Annotated in this window: 19 protein-coding genes; 16 read left to right on the top strand and 3 right to left on the bottom strand. The window is 34.6% G+C overall.

The genetic code is table 11. The features are described 5' to 3' along the window. Positions 1–81: 81 nt before the first annotated feature. From rpsU to ACLRYO_RS02485, 3 genes are all read left to right on the top strand, one after another. Positions 82–261 carry a 30S ribosomal protein S21 gene (gene rpsU, locus ACLRYO_RS02495; protein ID WP_004695751.1) on the top strand — a complete coding sequence of 60 codons (180 nt, stop codon included), beginning with the start codon at positions 82–84 and terminating at the stop codon, positions 259–261. 82 nt (positions 262–343) lie between these two features. Next, positions 344–787: a GatB/YqeY domain-containing protein gene (locus ACLRYO_RS02490; protein WP_004695753.1), complete on the top strand. Its 444-nt coding sequence runs from the start codon at positions 344–346 to the stop codon at positions 785–787. 236 nt (positions 788–1,023) lie between these two features. Next, complete coding sequence (locus ACLRYO_RS02485) at positions 1,024–2,928, top strand: glutamine synthetase (protein ID WP_004695754.1); 1,905 nt, start codon at positions 1,024–1,026, stop codon at positions 2,926–2,928. 105 nt (positions 2,929–3,033) lie between these two features. Here the strand turns inward: ACLRYO_RS02485 and ACLRYO_RS02480 are convergent, their stop codons facing one another. After that, positions 3,034–3,429, bottom strand: a complete 396-nt coding sequence (locus tag ACLRYO_RS02480; RefSeq protein ID WP_004695756.1) for a phosphate-starvation-inducible protein PsiE — start codon at positions 3,427–3,429, stop codon at positions 3,034–3,036. 107 nt (positions 3,430–3,536) lie between these two features. After that, entirely contained in the window at positions 3,537–4,052 is a 516-nt protein-coding gene (gene tpx, locus ACLRYO_RS02475; RefSeq protein ID WP_008600893.1) for a thiol peroxidase, read from the bottom strand. Positions 4,053–4,459: 407 nt separating this feature from the next. Here tpx and ACLRYO_RS02470 point away from each other — a divergent pair, with 407 nt between their 5' ends. The 11 genes from ACLRYO_RS02470 to ACLRYO_RS02420 all read left to right on the top strand — a co-directional run bounded on the left by ACLRYO_RS02470 (position 4,460) and on the right by ACLRYO_RS02420 (position 15,354). Next, positions 4,460–6,187, top strand: coding sequence for an ABC transporter ATP-binding protein (locus ACLRYO_RS02470; protein WP_120054761.1), 1,728 nt, complete (start codon positions 4,460–4,462; stop codon positions 6,185–6,187). Next, entirely contained in the window at positions 6,174–7,919 is a 1,746-nt protein-coding gene (locus ACLRYO_RS02465) for an ABC transporter ATP-binding protein (protein ID WP_120054762.1), read from the top strand. The genes ACLRYO_RS02470 and ACLRYO_RS02465 overlap by 14 nt, the downstream gene beginning before the upstream one ends. Position 7,920: 1 nt before the next feature. After that, entirely contained in the window at positions 7,921–8,715 is a 795-nt protein-coding gene (locus ACLRYO_RS02460; protein ID WP_120054763.1) for a TrmH family RNA methyltransferase, read from the top strand. A gap of 161 nt (positions 8,716–8,876) precedes the next feature. After that, the gene (locus ACLRYO_RS02455; RefSeq protein WP_120054764.1) at positions 8,877–9,731 is read left to right on the top strand and encodes a ChbG/HpnK family deacetylase; all 855 of its coding nucleotides are present in this window, start codon (positions 8,877–8,879) and stop codon (positions 9,729–9,731) included. Then, on the top strand, positions 9,728–10,720 hold the full coding sequence (locus tag ACLRYO_RS02450) for a lysylphosphatidylglycerol synthase transmembrane domain-containing protein (protein WP_120054765.1): 993 nt from the start codon (positions 9,728–9,730) through the stop codon (positions 10,718–10,720). Before ACLRYO_RS02455 ends, ACLRYO_RS02450 begins: the two co-directional genes overlap by 4 nt. Positions 10,721–10,733: 13 nt before the next feature. Further along, positions 10,734–11,183 carry an ACT domain-containing protein gene (locus tag ACLRYO_RS02445; protein WP_413084655.1) on the top strand — a complete coding sequence of 150 codons (450 nt, stop codon included), beginning with the start codon at positions 10,734–10,736 and terminating at the stop codon, positions 11,181–11,183. Positions 11,184–11,207: 24 nt separating this feature from the next. Further along, positions 11,208–12,497: a homoserine dehydrogenase gene (locus ACLRYO_RS02440; protein ID WP_120054766.1), complete on the top strand. Its 1,290-nt coding sequence runs from the start codon at positions 11,208–11,210 to the stop codon at positions 12,495–12,497. A 2-nt stretch (positions 12,498–12,499) separates the two neighbouring features. Further along, entirely contained in the window at positions 12,500–13,414 is a 915-nt protein-coding gene (gene thrB / locus ACLRYO_RS02435; protein ID WP_120054767.1) for a homoserine kinase, read from the top strand. 55 nt (positions 13,415–13,469) lie between these two features. Continuing rightward, positions 13,470–14,345, top strand: a complete 876-nt coding sequence (gene htpX / locus ACLRYO_RS02430; protein ID WP_012864344.1) for a zinc metalloprotease HtpX — start codon at positions 13,470–13,472, stop codon at positions 14,343–14,345. A gap of 22 nt (positions 14,346–14,367) precedes the next feature. Then, complete coding sequence (ndk, locus tag ACLRYO_RS02425; protein ID WP_120054768.1) at positions 14,368–14,775, top strand: nucleoside-diphosphate kinase; 408 nt, start codon at positions 14,368–14,370, stop codon at positions 14,773–14,775. A gap of 63 nt (positions 14,776–14,838) precedes the next feature. After that, positions 14,839–15,354 (top strand): cob(I)yrinic acid a,c-diamide adenosyltransferase, encoded by a 516-nt coding sequence (locus ACLRYO_RS02420; RefSeq protein WP_012864346.1) that lies wholly within the window; start codon positions 14,839–14,841, stop codon positions 15,352–15,354. 47 nt (positions 15,355–15,401) lie between these two features. On the opposite strand, the gene ACLRYO_RS02415 is transcribed toward ACLRYO_RS02420, so the two are convergent. After that, positions 15,402–15,737, bottom strand: coding sequence for a hypothetical protein (locus ACLRYO_RS02415; RefSeq protein ID WP_004695781.1), 336 nt, complete (start codon positions 15,735–15,737; stop codon positions 15,402–15,404). Positions 15,738–15,800: 63 nt separating this feature from the next. On the opposite strand from ACLRYO_RS02415, the gene cobU reads away from it, so the two are divergent. After that, the gene (gene cobU, locus ACLRYO_RS02410) at positions 15,801–16,379 is read left to right on the top strand and encodes a bifunctional adenosylcobinamide kinase/adenosylcobinamide-phosphate guanylyltransferase (RefSeq protein ID WP_120054769.1); all 579 of its coding nucleotides are present in this window, start codon (positions 15,801–15,803) and stop codon (positions 16,377–16,379) included. Continuing rightward, a complete protein-coding gene (locus ACLRYO_RS02405; protein WP_120054770.1) occupies positions 16,372–17,889 on the top strand; it encodes a cobyric acid synthase in 1,518 nt (505 codons plus the stop codon). The genes cobU and ACLRYO_RS02405 overlap by 8 nt, the downstream gene beginning before the upstream one ends. The last annotated feature ends 9 nt before the right edge of the window (positions 17,890–17,898 follow it).

The following is a 17,898-nucleotide window of genomic DNA, read 5'->3' as shown; positions in this document are numbered from 1 at the left end:
TATACCTATACATATAATATTATATGTGCGTATGTAAATTATCAGCACTTCCCGAGATTATTTTTGGAGGGAGGGATATAGATGTCTGAAATCAAAGTCGGTAAAAACGAAACGCTTGAAAGTGCTCTTCGTCGATTCAAACGCTCCTGCCAAAAAGCGGGTGTTTTGTCTGAAGTAAGAAAACGCGAACACTATGAAAAACCAAGCGTAAAAAGAAAGAAAAAATCTGAAGCAGCAAGAAAACGCAAATTCAGAGCATAAGATGATTACCCTAATTCTGCCTTTTCATGGCTTTATGAAATCCAGAATTAGGGTTTCTTTATTATATACATAAGGAGGAAATATGAGTTTAAAAGATCAATTAAAGGAAGATATGAAAGCAGCTATGAAAGCTCGTGAAGAAGGTAAAACAGCGTTATCTGTAATTCGTATGGTCAATAGTGCCATAAAAAATACAGAAATCAATGACAAAATTGAGCTAGATGATGCTGGCATTCTTGGCATTTTAGCTAAAGAAATGAAAACTCGTCAAGATTCCTTAACAGAATTTGAAAAAGCGGGACGTGAGGACTTAATTAGTCATGTAAAAGAAGAAATGGCTGTATTGCAAAAATACTTACCAGAGCAATTGAAAGAAGATGAAATTCGTACAATTGTACAAGAAGCCATTGCTGCATGTGGTGATAACGTAAATATGGGCAATGTTATGAAACATGTAATGCCAAAAACAAAAGGGCGTGCAGATGGTAAGGTTGTCAATAATATTGTTAAAGAATTACTTGGATAATATATAGTGATATCAACGACCATTCTATATACAGTTATTGATTAAAGTTGATAGTATTGGATGTGTTAGATGTAACTTTAAAAGAATAATGAAATTCTATAGAAAGTTATTGACATATATTTTCAACATATGATAATATGAACTCAATAAAATAATTGGTCAACGAAGACTCCACTTTAGATATATAGATTTATATATTTATTTGTTGGAGTCTTTTTCTTTTAGGAGGAACAAATATGTCGACAACTAACGAATTATTATATTACATTCCGGCGGGTCAATATGGGAAAGAAGGCGTTCTTGCATTATTAGAACAACATCCTGAAATCAAGTTCGTATCTCTTGTAGGTATTGACTTAGCAGGTAATGATACTGATGAAAAGATTCCTATGTCAGCATTCTTCGATGACTACGAATCTTTCTTTGAAGGTCGTGCTGTTCAAACAGATGGTTCCTCTGTAGTACTTACAAATATTGCTACATTAAATAATGCTCGTGTAGATATGTGGGGCGATCCAAGTGTAAACTGGTTTGTTGATTACAACTACGAAAATATTGATCCTGTTACAGGATTACCAACTGGTACACTTCGTATTCCTGCATTCTTGATGCATAACTATCGCTATGTAGATTCTCGTTCTATTTTAAAACGCAGCTGCGACTATGTACGTGCTGAATTATTGGCTTTGATTAAAGAACATGGTTTACCTGGTATGCCGCATGTGAAAGCTGATGAAGTTGTAGATATCATTTTCACATCTGCAACAGAACTAGAATTCTGGGTAAAAACTCCATCTAGAACAGTTACCAAAAAAGAATTATCCGTATCCCAAAAATTACAAGAACAATACTGGCAACGTACTCATGGTACAGTTCGCACTGCATTAGAACAAGCTGTTGAACGTCTTGATAGATATGGTATGGTTGCTGAAATGGGTCATAAAGAAGTAGGTGGCGTTAAAGCTAAACTTGATGAAGATGGTCATGAAGCCGTTGTATTAGAACAATTAGAAATCGACTGGAAATTCTCAAATAATCCATTACAAACAGCAGATAATGAATTACAAGCTCGTATCATTGTTCGTGAAGTATTCCGTGAAAATGGTCTTGATGTAACATTTAATGCAAAACCAATAATTGGTGTAGCTGGTTCTGGTGAACATACTCATTTTGGTGTTATGGCTAAATTAAAATCTGGTAAAGTTGTTAACTTATTTAGCCCAGAAGATATGCGTAAAGAATCTGCTAGCTCTTTAGGCATTGGTGCAATTATGGGACTTTTAAAACACTATGAAGCCATTAATCCATTCATCAGCTCTACAACAGATTCTTTAAACCGTTTAAAACCTGGGTTTGAAGCGCCAGTATGTATTGTTACATCTTTAGGTACTGATCCATCTGAACCTAGCCGTAACCGTACAATCCTTTGCGGTTTAATTCGAGATATCGATAATCCTATGGCGACACGTTATGAATTGCGTTCTCCAAATCCTTACACCAATACATATACTGCTTTAGCGTTGATCTTTATTTCTGCATTTGATGGTATGAAATATGCCATTACATCTGGTAAAACACAAGCTCAATTGGAAGCAGAGCTTTCCAAAGAAGTAGGTGAAACATCTGATTATCTTGCTACAAATCGTGCATACCGTACTGAAAAAGATGTGTTTGATGATTTCACACAAGAAGAACGTAATCAAATGTTTGGTGTTGCTCCAGCTACTGTATGGGAAAACATAAAGGGTTACCAAAATAATCCTGAATTAGTAGAAACATTGGCTCAAGGCAATGCATTTGCTAAAGATTTAATGGACTCCTTTATTGCCTCCATTCTTAAACGCTGGAAACTAGTATTGGCTAACCGCTTAATCCCAAACAATTTGGATACAGTTCGTAGCATGGTTGCAATTCATACTGACAGCCGAAATAGTGTAGATGATAAACGCTTTGCAGAAGTTAATGACTTACGTTTCTACCTTGCGAAAGATAGTGATGATCGTAAATCCTTATTCACTCGTTTAATTGATGCACTTAATGATGGTGAATATGATTTAGCATCCCAATTACAAATCGAAATGAATGATAAAATGGAAGAATTAGAAGCTAAGTACGCTAACTACGCTAAAAATATCTTCTAATAAAATCAATTTATTAATAAAAATGGCCTCTACTACGGTAGAGGCCATTTTTCATTTAAATATATCTAAATAAATTAGATATATTCAAACAAAACGATTTAAATTTTATTCGTTATGTCCAATAAATTTTTCTACTAATACTAAGCTACATACAAGTACAAAAATTGCAACAGACCAAATTAAATTATCAAATGATGATTCATGATTGATAATTAGAAGTCTTACAATTGCAGTTATGCCAATGTATAAAAAGAAGTTAAGCGGAAAGTGGAAGTTATTTTTAAAATATTTAACGATGAGTGCAATAAACTCAAAGTATAGAAAGAAGGTAATTAGTTCTTCAATCAATAAAGAGTATGTACTATAACCTTGAATATTCGCCCACGTAACATAGACAAGACTAATCAATGTATTAATAAGTGCAATACAAAGTGCAATACCAACGCCTACAAGGGCTATATTTTTTATCGTTAATAATAGTTTAGAAATACGAATCCACATATATAATTCACCTACAATAAAAATCTAAATACTATACTACATAAAAAAGACCGTACACCGTACGGTCTTTTTACCTTTATATTAAGCTATTAGCAAAAATCTTAAGATTAGATATCAGCTTTAATAGCTTCTAATGCAGCATCGAAGTTAACTGCTTGAGTTACTTCTGGTACATATTCAACATAAGTTACTTTGTTATCTTTGTTGATTACTACAACGCCACGAGTTAAAAGACGAAGCTCTTCAATCAAGAAACCGTAGTTTTCACCGAAGGAAGCATCTTTGTGGTCAGACAAAGTAATAACTTTATCTACGCCCGCAGCACCACACCAACGTTTTTGAGCGAATGGTAAGTCCATAGAAATTGTCAATACGACTACATCTTCGGAAAGAGCTGTTGCATCTTGGTTGAACCAACGAGTTTGAGCATCACAAACACCTGTATCAAGGGAAGGAACAACGGAGATAACTTTTACTTTACCTTCGAAGTCTTTTAAAGTTTTAGCTTGCAAGTCATTACTCAATACAGTGAAGTCTGGAGCTTGTTGACCTACTTTAATTTCTGGGCCAACTAATGTGATAGGGCCACCTGCAAATGTTACTACGCCAGTACGTTTTTCCATGTTTTATTCCTCCTAAGAGTTTTAATTCTAATTATGTAAGATAAAATTTCTTTATATGCATAGTATAACATTTACATTACTATAAGTAAACTAAAAAATTCGATATAGTATTAATTTAGAAAAAACTTTAAGATTGATTACCATTAAAATTTAAAGAGGTCATTTAACTTATATTGTTGAAATACAACTACTGCTGTGATAAAAATATTTAATCTAACTATTATACATATAGGTGTATTAATGTATTATAAAAAATGTGTATACTATAAAGAGTAAAGTTAACATAATAAAGTTTGTTGATTTAGCTTTTACAGTATTGATTCAAATTCAATTACAATATAATAATACTAATGATTATATAGGCAATGATTTTAATTAGACTTAATAGAATATATTAGAGAGGACCTATGAAACCAATAGATTTATTTATGCAGTTTTTCCGGCGTGAAGGCTGGATCTATGCCATTGGCTTAACTATGTTGATGGCAATTGATGTGGCTTTTTTATTTGTTCCTCAATTCATTGGCAATGCTATAGATACATTGAGCAATAATAAGGAAGGTTTAGTTACTTATATTTATTATTTTATTTTATTATTTATTATTATCACTATTTTGAAAGTTATTTCACGTAGAACCCTATTAGGATCTATTCGTCGCATGGAGTATCTTTTTCGTGAGATTTTGTGTAGTAAAGCATTACAAGTAAAAACAACGTACTATGAGGCTAATGGACCTGGTAAGGTTATGGCGCTCATGACTAACGATGTAACATCGTTACGTGTTGCCCTTGGTCTAGGTGTAATGATTGTAGTGGATATTATTTTCTATTCCGTTGTGGGCTCCATAATATTAATTCAAAAGATTAATACTGTATTAGCTTTTAAAATTATGACACCTGTATTCTTAATTATTGTGACTATATTTGTACTAGGCAGAAAGCTACGTATTAAACAACGTAGTGCACAAGCTACTTATAGCGATTTAACAGAGTTTGGACAAGAGCTATTTCAAGGGATGGATGTTATTCGCGCTTTTAATCGTGAAAGCATTATATCTAACTCTTTTGAAAAAATAAATAAACTTAATTATAAGAAGAATATGGATGTTGCACTACTAGATGCAATATTAACACCGTTAACAAGAATTGCACCCTTTATCTGTATCAGTATTAGTATTTTTATTTGTGGACATTTAGCTGTAGAAGGTAAAATGACTATAGGCGAATTTGTTACAATCAATTCTTTTATAATGTTAATTGTAGGGCCTTTAATAGGCTTTGGAGGCCTTATTTCTATTGTACAAAAAGGTCTTGCTTCTTTAGATCGTATCATGGATTTCTTGCATTTGCCCACTGAAACAATAGATGATACCGATGAGGTATTGCCACTTGAGGATATTCACATCCGATACTTAGATTTTAATTATGAAAACTCTAAAGGTCATGCATTATCTCAAGTGACAACGACAATACCGAAAGGCTCTTTTATTGGTTTAGTTGGCAAACCTGGTTCTGGTAAAAGTACATTGTTTAAATTGCTTATTGGATTACAAGAATGTCCGGAACAGTCCATTTATTTTGGTAATCAAGATTTAGCTGCTGTTTCTTTATCAAAACTTAGAAACTCAATTGCTTATGTGCCAACACAATCTTACCTTTTAAGTACGACCATTGCAGATAATATTAAATTTGGTAAAAATTTACCTATGCACGAAACTGTAGAGGTTGCGGCACAAAAGGCAGACTTATATAGAGATTTAGGCGATTTGTTAAACGATGATTTACATGAGCTCGCTGAAGAAGGTCATGATTTATCAGGTGGACAAAAGCAGCGAATCAATATGGCTCGCGGCTTTTATAAAAATGCACCATATTTATTGCTAGATGATTGTTTTTCTGCTTTAGATGCAGTAACAGTTACAACTATTTTAAATACATTACATAATGTAAAAGAACAAACAATTTTATGTATTTCACAGCGATTAGAGGTTGTAGAGAAAGCAGATAAAATTCTAGTATTCGATGAGGGGCGTATCGTAGAAGAAGGTACTCATAAAGAATTATTAGCTAACAATGGTTTATACCGCACCTTATATGAAGCGCAGAAAGGAGAGGCCCATTATGAAGAAGCGTAATCTAAGAAATGACTGGGCTTTGTTCTCCTATATAACTGGCTACATTAAGCCTTATTTAGGTATTCTATTATTAGCAACGGTTGCGCTAGCAGGAAATTTAGTGCTATTACTTTTACGACCGTATATAACAAAGCAAGTCATCGATCTTGGCTTTGCCACTAATGATATCGCTGTTATTGAATACTATGCTCTAATGTATGGACTTACTATAATTGGTAGTGTTTTATTTATTTTTGTAGAGAATTATTTTTTAAAAAGTTTTGGTCAAAAAATAATTTATAATATTCGTAGTATTGTCTTTAAAAAGATTCTTAATAAACCACATGATGAATTTTATAAGTTGCCGATTGGCAATTGGGTAACTCGCATCACTAATGATGTAGAGTCATTACGTACATTATATACAGATGTAATTTTGAATTTAGCTAGTAGCGGTTTGATGATTATTGGTATATTAGGATTTATGTATGCTATTAATGTACCCCTAGCTATCATCATGACAATTTTATTACCTATAATGGGTGGAATTATTTGGGTGTTTCAAAAGTTTTCCCGCAAAGCATTTCGTCAGGTAAGACGCTCTGTAGCTGCATCTAATGCGAGTATCAAGGAACTGTTAAATTATATTGTAATCGTAAAATCCTATGGTGGCGAAAAAGCAATTGAGGAACGTTATAATACTGTTAATAAAGGTTTCTTAGAAGCAGGCCTTTTTGAAGTTACTACATTTTCTATTTTTAGACCACTCGTAGATGGTCTATTCTTTGTTGCGTTAATTGTTATTTTTATAACTACGAATTTAATAGACTCTGTAGCTGACGCTGGTACAGTATTTGCCTTTATCCAATATATGGACCGATTCTTCCAACCATTAAAGGAAATTGCAGATAAATATAACTCACTACAAAGTGCATTAGCTGGTGCTGAAAGATTAGTTCCCTTATTAGAGGAAGAAGAGCGTCAGATGGCTAATGAAGTTCCTGATGAATTTAAACATATAGAGACCATTGAATTTGAGCATGTGTGGTTTTCCTATAATAATAACGACATTTATGCGCTAGAAGACTTTACATTAAACATTAAAGCTGGAGAATTCATAGGGATTGTAGGTCCTTCTGGTAGTGGTAAATCTACACTTTTAGCATTGTTGATGGGGGTCTACAAACCAACAAGAGGGACTATCTATATCAACGGTATAAATATTACCAAATATGACAATTCTGTGCTTCGCCATTTAATGGGATATGTTTTTCAGCAAGCTTATCTATTTAAGGGTTCCATTAGAGATAACTTAACACTTTTTGATACATCAATTTCTAATGAGGAAATGATCAATGCAGCAAAACAAGTTAATTTGGATTCTATGATTGAACAACTTCCGGAAGGGTATGAGACACCGGTTGGTTATTTAGGCTCCTTATTATCTGATGGGCAAAAACAATTATTGGCTTTTGGCCGTACCTTGATTAAAAAAACACCAATTCTATTGCTAGATGAAGCAACGGCTAATATCGATAGTCATACGGAGAAGCAAATTCAAGCAAGTATTGAAAATATTCGAGGTAGTAAAACAATCGTAAGTATTGCTCATCGTCTTTCAACAGTAGAAGATGCCAATAAAATAGTGTATATGGAATATGGTAAAATAATAGAAAAAGGATCTTTTAATGAGCTTATCAACTTAAAAGGGGCCTTTTATAATCTATGGAATAATCAACACAGTGGGAGTTAGTATGGAATTTATCCAATCTAAAGATAATAAAACGATTAAGCGAATTATCTCATTAAGGCAACGTAAAAATCGCCAAAAAAATGGAGAGTACATCGTTGAAGGCATTCGCTCTATTCGAGATATTGCAGCTATGGGTGCAGTAAAAACAATCGTTATACGTGAATCTAAAGCGCAAGATAAAAATATATTAGATTTATTAGACTTAGATACTGTTCAATCTGTACCTAAATATATCGCACAAGATCCAGTGTTTGATAAAGTAGATAATACCGTAAATGGACAAGGTGTAGTTGCTATTGTATCAAAGCCTACATATGATATTGAATCAATTTCTATTGTGGATGGTTTATATATTACATTAGATGGTGTTCAAGATCCCGGCAATCTAGGTACCATTATTCGTACTGCTGTTGCAGCAGGTGTTAAAGGGATATTTTTGATGAAAGGAACTGTGGACCCTTTTAATGACAAGACAGTGCGCAGTACTATGAGCGCCTTACATAAAATACCTTTATATGAAGACATTACCTTATCTCTGTTACATGATATGGTAACCGAGTCTAATATGACTAGCTATGTAACAGCTTTAGAACATTCCAATCCTTATCATACTGTAAGTTATGCTAAGCGAACTATGCTAGTATTAGGAAACGAAGGAAATGGTGTAACACCAGAAGTTATGAATCTATGTACAAATCGTATTATGATTCCTATGTATGGTGATATGGAATCCTTAAATGTAAGCGTAGCTGCTGCATTATGTATGTATAAAGTACAAGAACAATTGATGCCTTAGTATATATATGATAAAATTTTATGACCTTATAAAAAGTCCTCTACTAGTAAACAAGTAGAGGGCTTTTGTATTGATTTTTTAGTTGTGTATTTGGTAAAATAACATATATCCTTTGTGGGAGAACAAAGTTCTCCCTTTTTTTCATGAAAAGGAAGATAACTATGTCCAAATTAATTGTAAATGCAGACGATTTTGGCCTTCATAGTGCAGTTAATGCTGGTATTATTGATGGTCACCGTAGAGGTATTATTACCAGTACCTCTTTAATGGCAGGAGGAGAAGCTTTTACAGAAGCCGTAAGTATGGCAAAACAAAACCCTAAGTTGGGCATTGGTATTCATATTACCTTGGTGGGTGGGGTCAAACCAGTATGTGATCCATCAGAAGTTTCATCACTTCTCACACCAGAAGGTGTATTTCCAGAGAACTATGTAGAATTTATTAAACGTATTTACTCTGGCAAAATCAATTATAGTGAATTACGTAAAGAGATTCATGCACAAATAGCTCAAATAATGGATACCGGCTTAAGGGTAACTCATATTGATGGACATCAACATTTGCATGTGTTACCAACGGTATTGCCAATTGTGATTGAACAGGCAAAATCCTTTGGTATACATGCTATACGTATACCCGATGAGTCTACTGGTTTTATGAATTATATGTATTCCCCAATTCGATTTCTTGGTAAAGTTGGTTTATCAACGGTTGCGGCTAATGCGCGACCAATCATACGAAATAATTGTATGACTACAACCCAATATTTTTGGGGCATGGTAAATGGAGGTCATATAAATCAGAAATCTCTAATGGGTATCCTAAAAGCGGTAAATAAACATTCTGGTACACATGAATTGATGGTTCACCCAGGTAGTAATAGTAGTATTCTTAGTAAGCTTTATAATTGGGGTTATCATTGGGAAGATGAGTTGCATGCACTCTGTTCCAGTCATACGCGATTATATATAAGTCAACATGATATAGAGCTCATTAATTATGGAGACTTGGTATGAGTAAAATGATGAAGAGAGGCATCTTTATGTTTCTCTTGTTATTGGCTGTATCAATTGGTATTATTTACTATACTATTGATTTAGATGCATTGAAAGCCATATCATCTTTTAATAGTATTTCCTTATTATTAGCTTTAGTTGCTTTAGTAGCAGGTATGTATTTTGATGGATTACGACTTCAAAGGCTCGTAAAAATTGGTGGTTACAAGTTATCGATACGAGCAGTGCTACGAGTTATTTTTAGTAATTATTTTATGGCTATGTTGACACCTGGAGCTAGCGGTGGTGCTGTCGCGCAAGTACTGGTGTTGAGAAGTTATGGCGTACCTATATCTAAAGGTACACCGATTGTATTAATACGTACCGTATTTTCCATTATGTTTTTGGTCATTATGCTGCCATTAGTATTCTTACGAGATGCTATTGAAATTCCATATATCTCTCGTGATATGCTTTTGATTTTTGCCGTGCTTGCTGTTATAGCAACCTTAGTGGGAACTTATATATTACAGACTAAGTATATGCGTCAATTTGTCTATAATCTAGCACAACGATTTAAAGCACATAACACTAAAGATTGGCTTTCTAAATTAGAAACACTAAATCAAGGTCTTGGTTTACTTTATAAACAACCTGTCCAATCTTTAATAGTTTTTATTGAATCTGGTTTGAGTTTATTATGCTTATATTGTATTGCACCCGCCTTAATGTATGCTTTCACACCAGATATTCCTATTATCGATATTTTAGATCGCATGATTTTATTAAATCTTATTTTGTATTTTGCACCAACCCCAGGGGGAACAGGCATTGCAGAAGGTCTATTTGTAGTATTATTTAGTGCCTTTGTACCTAATGGAACAGTGGGCATCATCGCTGTAGGATGGCGTGTTGTGGCTGAGTATATGCCATTCTTTATCGGTATGTATGCAGTATTAACATTATATGGACGACAATTCGTTGCCCAAGAAACTTCAAGAGAACAATAAGGGAGTGTGCTCTATGTCTAAACCAAAAAAAGATAAATTTTATCTGGTTCAAGAAGATATTTTACCAGAGGCTATAAAAAAGACGATAAAAGTAAAAGAAATTCTAAAACTAGGTGAGGTTAAAACAATTAACGAAGCAGTTGAAAAAATGGATTTAAGTCGATCTGCGTATTATAAATACAAGGATTATGTTTTTCCATTTTTTGAAATTGCTCAAGGAAAAATTGTTAGTATTTATGTTTCTATGTCAAATGAATCTGGTATGTTATCAAGCGTTTTGAAAGCCATTGCTGAACGTAACGGTAGTATTTTAACGATTAATCAAGATATTCCATTACAAGGCATTGCGAATAGTAGCATTTCTTTTGAAAGCAAGGATTTACAAGGCTCATTAGAAGATTTATTGCTAGATATTCGCTCTATGAAGGGTATTATAAAGGTAGAGATTTTAGGCCAAGCATAGGCTAATTAAGAGAGTAGGACGATTATGACCACTATAAAAATTGCTTTATTAGGTTTTGGTACTGTTGCACAAGGTACTTTTAACTTATTGCAAGACAATGCTGAATTAATTAAAAATCGTACAGGTGTCAATGTTGAAATTTCTAAAATTTACGTACGAAATCCAGAAAAATATAGTCATATTATATTACCAGAAACAGCTAAATATGTAACTGATATTGATGAAGTATTAAAAGATGACTCCATTCAAATGGTAGTGGAATTAATGGGTGGTACAAACTTTGCAAAAGATTGTGTAGAAGGGGCTTTAAAAGCTAAGAAGAATGTGGTAACTGCAAATAAAGACTTATTAGCAGAAGCTGGTCCATACTTATTAGACTTAGCGAGTAAAAATGGGGTAGACTTACGTTTTGAAGCATCTGTTTTAGGTGGTATTCCTATAATCCGCACATTATATGAATCGTTAGCCGGTAATCGTATTACTGAAATCATTGGCATTATGAACGGTACTACAAACTTTATTTTGACTAAAATGTCTGAAGAAGGTTTAAGCTATCAAGATGTATTGAAAGAAGCACAAGAGTTAGGATATGCAGAGGCAGATCCTACAGCTGATGTTGAAGGCCTTGATGCAGCTCGTAAATTGGCAATACTTGCATCCATTAGTTTTAACCGTCGTATTTTCTTTGAAGATGTAACTGTAGAAGGTATTACTTGTATTGATACTGAAGATATAAAATTTGGGAAAGAGTTTGGTTACAATATTAAATTATTAGGTATTGCTAAAGAAACTGCTCAAGGATTATCTCTAAATGTATACCCTGCATTTATTCCTACTACACATCCATTGGCATCTGTTCGCGGATCCTATAATGCAATTTATGTTAAGGGTAATGGTATCGATGATGTCATGCTATATGGTCGTGGTGCAGGTAGCTTACCGACAGGTAGTTCTGTAGTATCTGACATAATGGAAGTGGCAAAGAATGTCTCTTATAATGAAACAGGGCGTTTGAAACCGTTCTATTATGATCAAAAAGATATTTATTCTCCAGGTAAAATCCAATCTAGCTACTACTTGCGTTTAGCAGTGGATAATAAAACAGGTGTTCTAGCAAAAATCTCTGCAAAATTAGCAGAACAAAAAATTTCTGTTTTATCCATCGTTCAACGAAATATGGATCCAGAAACTGCAGTTCTTGCCATTGTTACATCTAAATGCCCAAGATCTTATATTTTAAATCTTATAGACTCTTTTAATAGCTTGCGCTCCGTTAAGGCTGTTAATAGTGTCATTCGTATTATGGAAGCTTAATTATGAATACTGTTCGTGTACAAGTACCTGCCACTAGTGCAAACTGTGGCCCAGGTTTTGATTGCTTAGGATTAGCACTAAATCTTTATAATATATTCAGCTTTACACCAGATGAAAATGCTACAGAATATATATATACTTTTGAAGGTTTTGGTGCAGATATTCTACGCGCTGAAGATCCTAAAAAGAATCTAATTGGTTTCGCTATGGATCAAGTTTTTGCTACTGCTCAAGAACCAATTCGATATGGTCATATAACTTCTGAAACCTTGATTCCTCCATCTCGTGGACTAGGTAGTAGTAGTACGGCTATAGTAGGGGGACTTTTACTGGCGAACGCATTGGTAAAGCATCCACTTTCAAAAGAAGAGTTACTAGTTATAGCAAATCGTATGGAAGGTCATCCAGATAATGTGGCGCCAGCTATTTACGGAAATTTATGTTGTGCTACAGGTTTAAAAAATAAGGTACTAAACACGGTCATTTCTATTCCTCCGGAGCTACATTTTGCTGTTGTAGTACCAGAAGTCATGGTATCTACTGAATATGCTCGTTCTGTGCTACCAAATCATATTCCATTTAAAGAAGCTGTACAAAATGTAAGTCATGCTTCATTATTTGTAACAAGCTTAATTACGCATCAATTAAGTAATTTATCTGTTGCCTTAGATGACAACTTGCATGTACCTTATCGTAAGACATTGATTCCTCATTGTGATGAAGTTTTTGAAGCCGCAAAAGTTGCTGGAGCTTACGGTGCTACTATCAGTGGATCGGGTTCTACTCTGATTGCATATGTTGATAAAACTCATGTACAAGAGGTAGCAAAGGCTATGGGGGCCGTATTCACAGCAAATGAGATTGAAAATAAAATATATTGCTTAGAAGCTGATACAACTGGAGCGTTAATTATATAGTTTATGGTATAATTATAGTGTTAGGCATAGTCCATAACAATAATTGGAGGAAACTATGAACAATATAAAAACAACACTTTTATTAGCGACGCTAACGGCCATTTTAGTGGTTATTGGTGATATGATTGGCGGCAGAAGCGGTATGATTATGATGTTTGTCATATCCATGGGTATGAATTTTATGTCCTATTGGTACAGCGATAAAATCGTTTTAGCCCAATACAATGCTCAACCTGTTACTGCACAGTCTAATCCAAAACTATATGCAATGGTAGAGCAATTGGCTAAAAATGGTAATTTACCAATGCCAAAGGTTTATATCATTCCCAGTGAGGTACCGAATGCATTTGCAACAGGTAGAAATCCTAGTCATGCAGCAGTTGCTGTTACAGAAGGTATCCAACGTCTATTAACTGATGAAGAATTAGAAGGTGTGCTTGCACACGAATTAACGCATGTTAAGAATCGAGATACATTGATTAGTACAATTGCAGCTATGATGGCTGGTGCTATTTCTATGATAGCCAATATACTTCAATTTACTGCCATATTTGGGCGTTCCGATGATCGAGAAGGTACTAACCCTTTGGCGCTTCTTGGTACAATCATTATTGCACCTATCGCAGCTGGTCTTATTCAGATGAGTATTTCCCGTACTCGTGAGTTTTTAGCTGATGAGGGAGGCGGAGATATGTGTCGCAATCCATTAGCACTGGCTTCTGCACTTGCAAAAATTGACTACTACTCTAAACATGGTGCATTGCCTAATGCAAGTAATGCTACAGCCCATATGTTTATTATTAACCCTATGATGGGAATTGGTGAAAGCTTGAGCAATCTTTTTAGTACACATCCTCGCACGGAAGAACGTATTCAAAAGTTAAAGAAACAAGCTATGAATCCAAAGTATAAAGAAAAGGCAATATTATAATTAGTATCTACTGGAGGGTATTATGCAAGAAACATTAGTTTTAATTAAACCAGATGCAGTTAAACGTCAATTAAGTGGTGAAATTCTTAGCCGTTATGAACGTAAAGGCCTTGTTATTAAAGCATTAAAACTCTTACAAGTACCTCGTGAATTAGCGGAAGAACATTATACAGAACATAAGGAAAAACCATTCTTTGGTGAATTAGTTGATTTTATTACATCAGGACCAGTTCTTGCTTTTGTGTTAGCTGGTGAGAACGCAATTGTATCCGTACGTGCTTTAAACGGAGCAACAAATCCTGTAGATGCTGCCCCTGGTAGTATTCGTGGTGACTATGCCCTAACAATGGATGCTAACGTAGTACATGCTTCTGATTCTCCAGAAGCCGCTGCTCGTGAAATTCATCTTTGGTTCCCTGAATACAAATAATCTCAAGGTTGGGATTCTTTAGCTTTTATTTCTACATCCATGTTATCTATAGGAGGTAATCATATGGCAAGTAGCGTTTATACAAAAACAGGTGATGCTGGTACAACTGGTTTATACACGGGCGAACGTGTACAGAAATCATCTTTACGCGTAGAAGCTTATGGTACAATCGATGAATTACAAGCTTTTTTAGGATTGGCTCGCGCTTATGCTGAAAATCCACGTGTTTCTGCTGAATTATACGATATTGAGCGCAACTTATGGACATTAATGGCCGATATTGCAAGTTTAAATGCCGCTCCGGTAATTACTGAGCAATATGTAAAGCATTTAGAAAAAGTTATAGATCGCTTTGATGCAAAATTAGAACCTTTATCTAGTTTTGTTATTCCAGGTGAAAAACAATCTTCTGCTTACTTACATGTAGCTAGAACGATTACTCGACGTGCGGAACGCGCTTTATGGCGGGTATTAGACGCTGGTGAAAGTGTTCACGAATCTAATTTAAAATACTTAAATCGTCTATCCGACCTTTGCTTTATCTTGTGTCGTGTAGAGGAAGAACTTGGAGCAGAATAAACAAAAAAAGCTATGTATTTTACATAGCTTTTTGCTCGTTATAGACCTTATTGTGAAATTGTTTGGTTTAAAACATCTTGAGGACTAGGATAGTAGAAAAAGATATGAGGAATTTCATAACGGAATTTTTCTCTTAATAGATTGGCTAATGTTGTTTCAAAGTTTATAATTTTATCAGCGCCGAAATCAAAGTCTTCAACTAATACTAAGAGTTGTGCTTCAACTTGAGGTGCATTTTCTGGTAAGGCTTCTGGTGGTAGCGGAACATTCACTACTACTCGTGCAGTACCAATATATTTACCTTGCCCGTCATCGATGGCAACACGATATGTGTTATCCCATAAAGTAGCCATCATTTTTAGTTTCATATTCATAATTTCCATAGTATCGCTCCTTTGTTATACTTATAATGATACTGAAATTATAAATTCTTGTATAGGTGCATTATGAAATCACAAATTATATTGTGTTCCGGTGGGGCACGTAGTGGAAAAAGTGAATTTGCTGAACGTTTAGCATTGGCTACAAAAGGTTTAAAAGCTTATGTAGCTACGGGCCAAGCTTTTGATGAGGAAATGGTGGATCGCATCAAAAAACATCAAGAGCGACGAGGAAAAATATGGAATAATTTTGAAGTACCTTTACATTTAGCTGATGAATGGGAAAATATCAGTAAATCAGCAGATGTAATTCTTATAGATTGTTTAACCATGTTCACTACCAATCACATGATGGCTTATGGCTCCATTCGTGGTCAAGAAGATGCTAATAGTTTAGAACAGACAATACTTTCAGAATTAGACACTTTATTAGACTCGATACAATCATGTGAAGGTAAAACAGTTATATTTGTGACCAATGAAATTGGGTTAGGTATTGTGCCGGATAATAAACTGGCTAGATATTTTAGAGATATTGCTGGTCGTGTGAATCGAGCAGTAGCTTCTGTTGCAGATAAACTCTATTTAACAATTAGTGGTGTTACCATTGAATTGAAATCACAGGAGGTTCATATAAATGGCTAAGAAAATAATGTTTCAAGGAACGAGTTCTAATGTAGGTAAAAGTATTCTTTGTACTGCATTATGCCGTATTTTTTATAGAAAAGGTTTTAAGACCGTTCCTTTTAAAGCACAAAATATGGCTCTCAATTCTTATGTGACAAAATGGGGCGATGAAATTGGTCGTGCTCAAGTCGCTCAAGCCGAAGCCGCTGGTATTGATCCAATAGTTCAAATGAATCCTGTTTTATTAAAACCTACAGGCAATCAATCGTCTCAAGTTGTATTGATGGGAAAACCTGTTGGTGTATATAGTGCTAAAGAATATCATACTAAATATTCTCTAACCGCTTTAGATAAGGTTAAAGAATCTATCGATTTCTTAGATTCAAATTTTGATATGATGGTTATCGAAGGTGCTGGTAGCCCTGCAGAAGTTAACTTAAAAGCAAATGACATTGTAAATATGCGTATTGCCAAGATGACTCAAGCTCCAGTTTTTCTCATTGCAGATATTGACCGAGGTGGTGCTATTGCGTCTATTGTTGGTACCTTAGAACTATTAGAACCAGAAGAACGCGATCTTATCAAAGGTATCGTTATCAATAAATTCCGTGGTGATATCAAACTATTAGAACCAGCTCTTACATTTATTGAAGAAAAAACAGGTAAAAAAGTGGTAGGAGTTATTCCTGCCATTGAAAACCTCGATATTGATGAAGAAGATTCTGTTGCATTAGAGAACAAACGCAATAGTGGGTCTAAAGATATTCAGGTCGTAGTTATGCAAACACCTAAAATCTCTAATTTTACAGACTTTGATGCACTTAATTATGAGCCAGATGTATCTGTCCGTTTTGTAGGCCCTGGAGATGTTATCGGTACACCAGATTTAATTATATTACCTGGTTCTAAAAATACATTGGCTGACTTAACATATTTACGCGATACAGGCTTTGCTGATGAAATCAAAAAATTGGCTGCTCAAGGTACACCTGTTATCGGTGTTTGTGGCGGTAACCAAATGTTAGGTAAAACTATTTATGATCCGCATCATATGGAAGGTGATATCGAGGAAATTGAAGGACTTGGCCTTGTTGAATCCTCCACGACTATGAAGGCTCAAAAAACTACCCATCAAGTACAATTCAATGTATCTAATTTACAGTTCTTAAATGGTACTTTCAGGGGTGAAAAATTAGTAGGCTATGAAATTCATATGGGGGATACTACACCACTAGCAGATACAGTGTCTCGTTGCTTTACAATTACAAGTCGCAGTGAAGAGGCCGTCAATGTTATTGATGGTTTTATTGATGGCAATCATCAGGTAATGGGTACATATATTCACGGTGTATTTGATAATGACGAGTTTAGACGTTTTATTATCAATCAATTACGTGAACGCAAGGGATTACAACCATTAGATGTAGTATTCCATTATTTTGAACATAAAAATGCGGCATATAATCGCTTAGCTGATATTGTGGAGGAACATTTAGATATGGACTATATTATGTCTACTTTGGGATAGTAGAGGAGA

This window comes from Veillonella parvula (genome assembly GCF_047241225.1).
In the GTDB taxonomy this organism is placed as follows: domain Bacteria; phylum Bacillota; class Negativicutes; order Veillonellales; family Veillonellaceae; genus Veillonella; species Veillonella parvula_O.
This window is presented reverse-complemented; position numbering and strand designations above follow the sequence as displayed.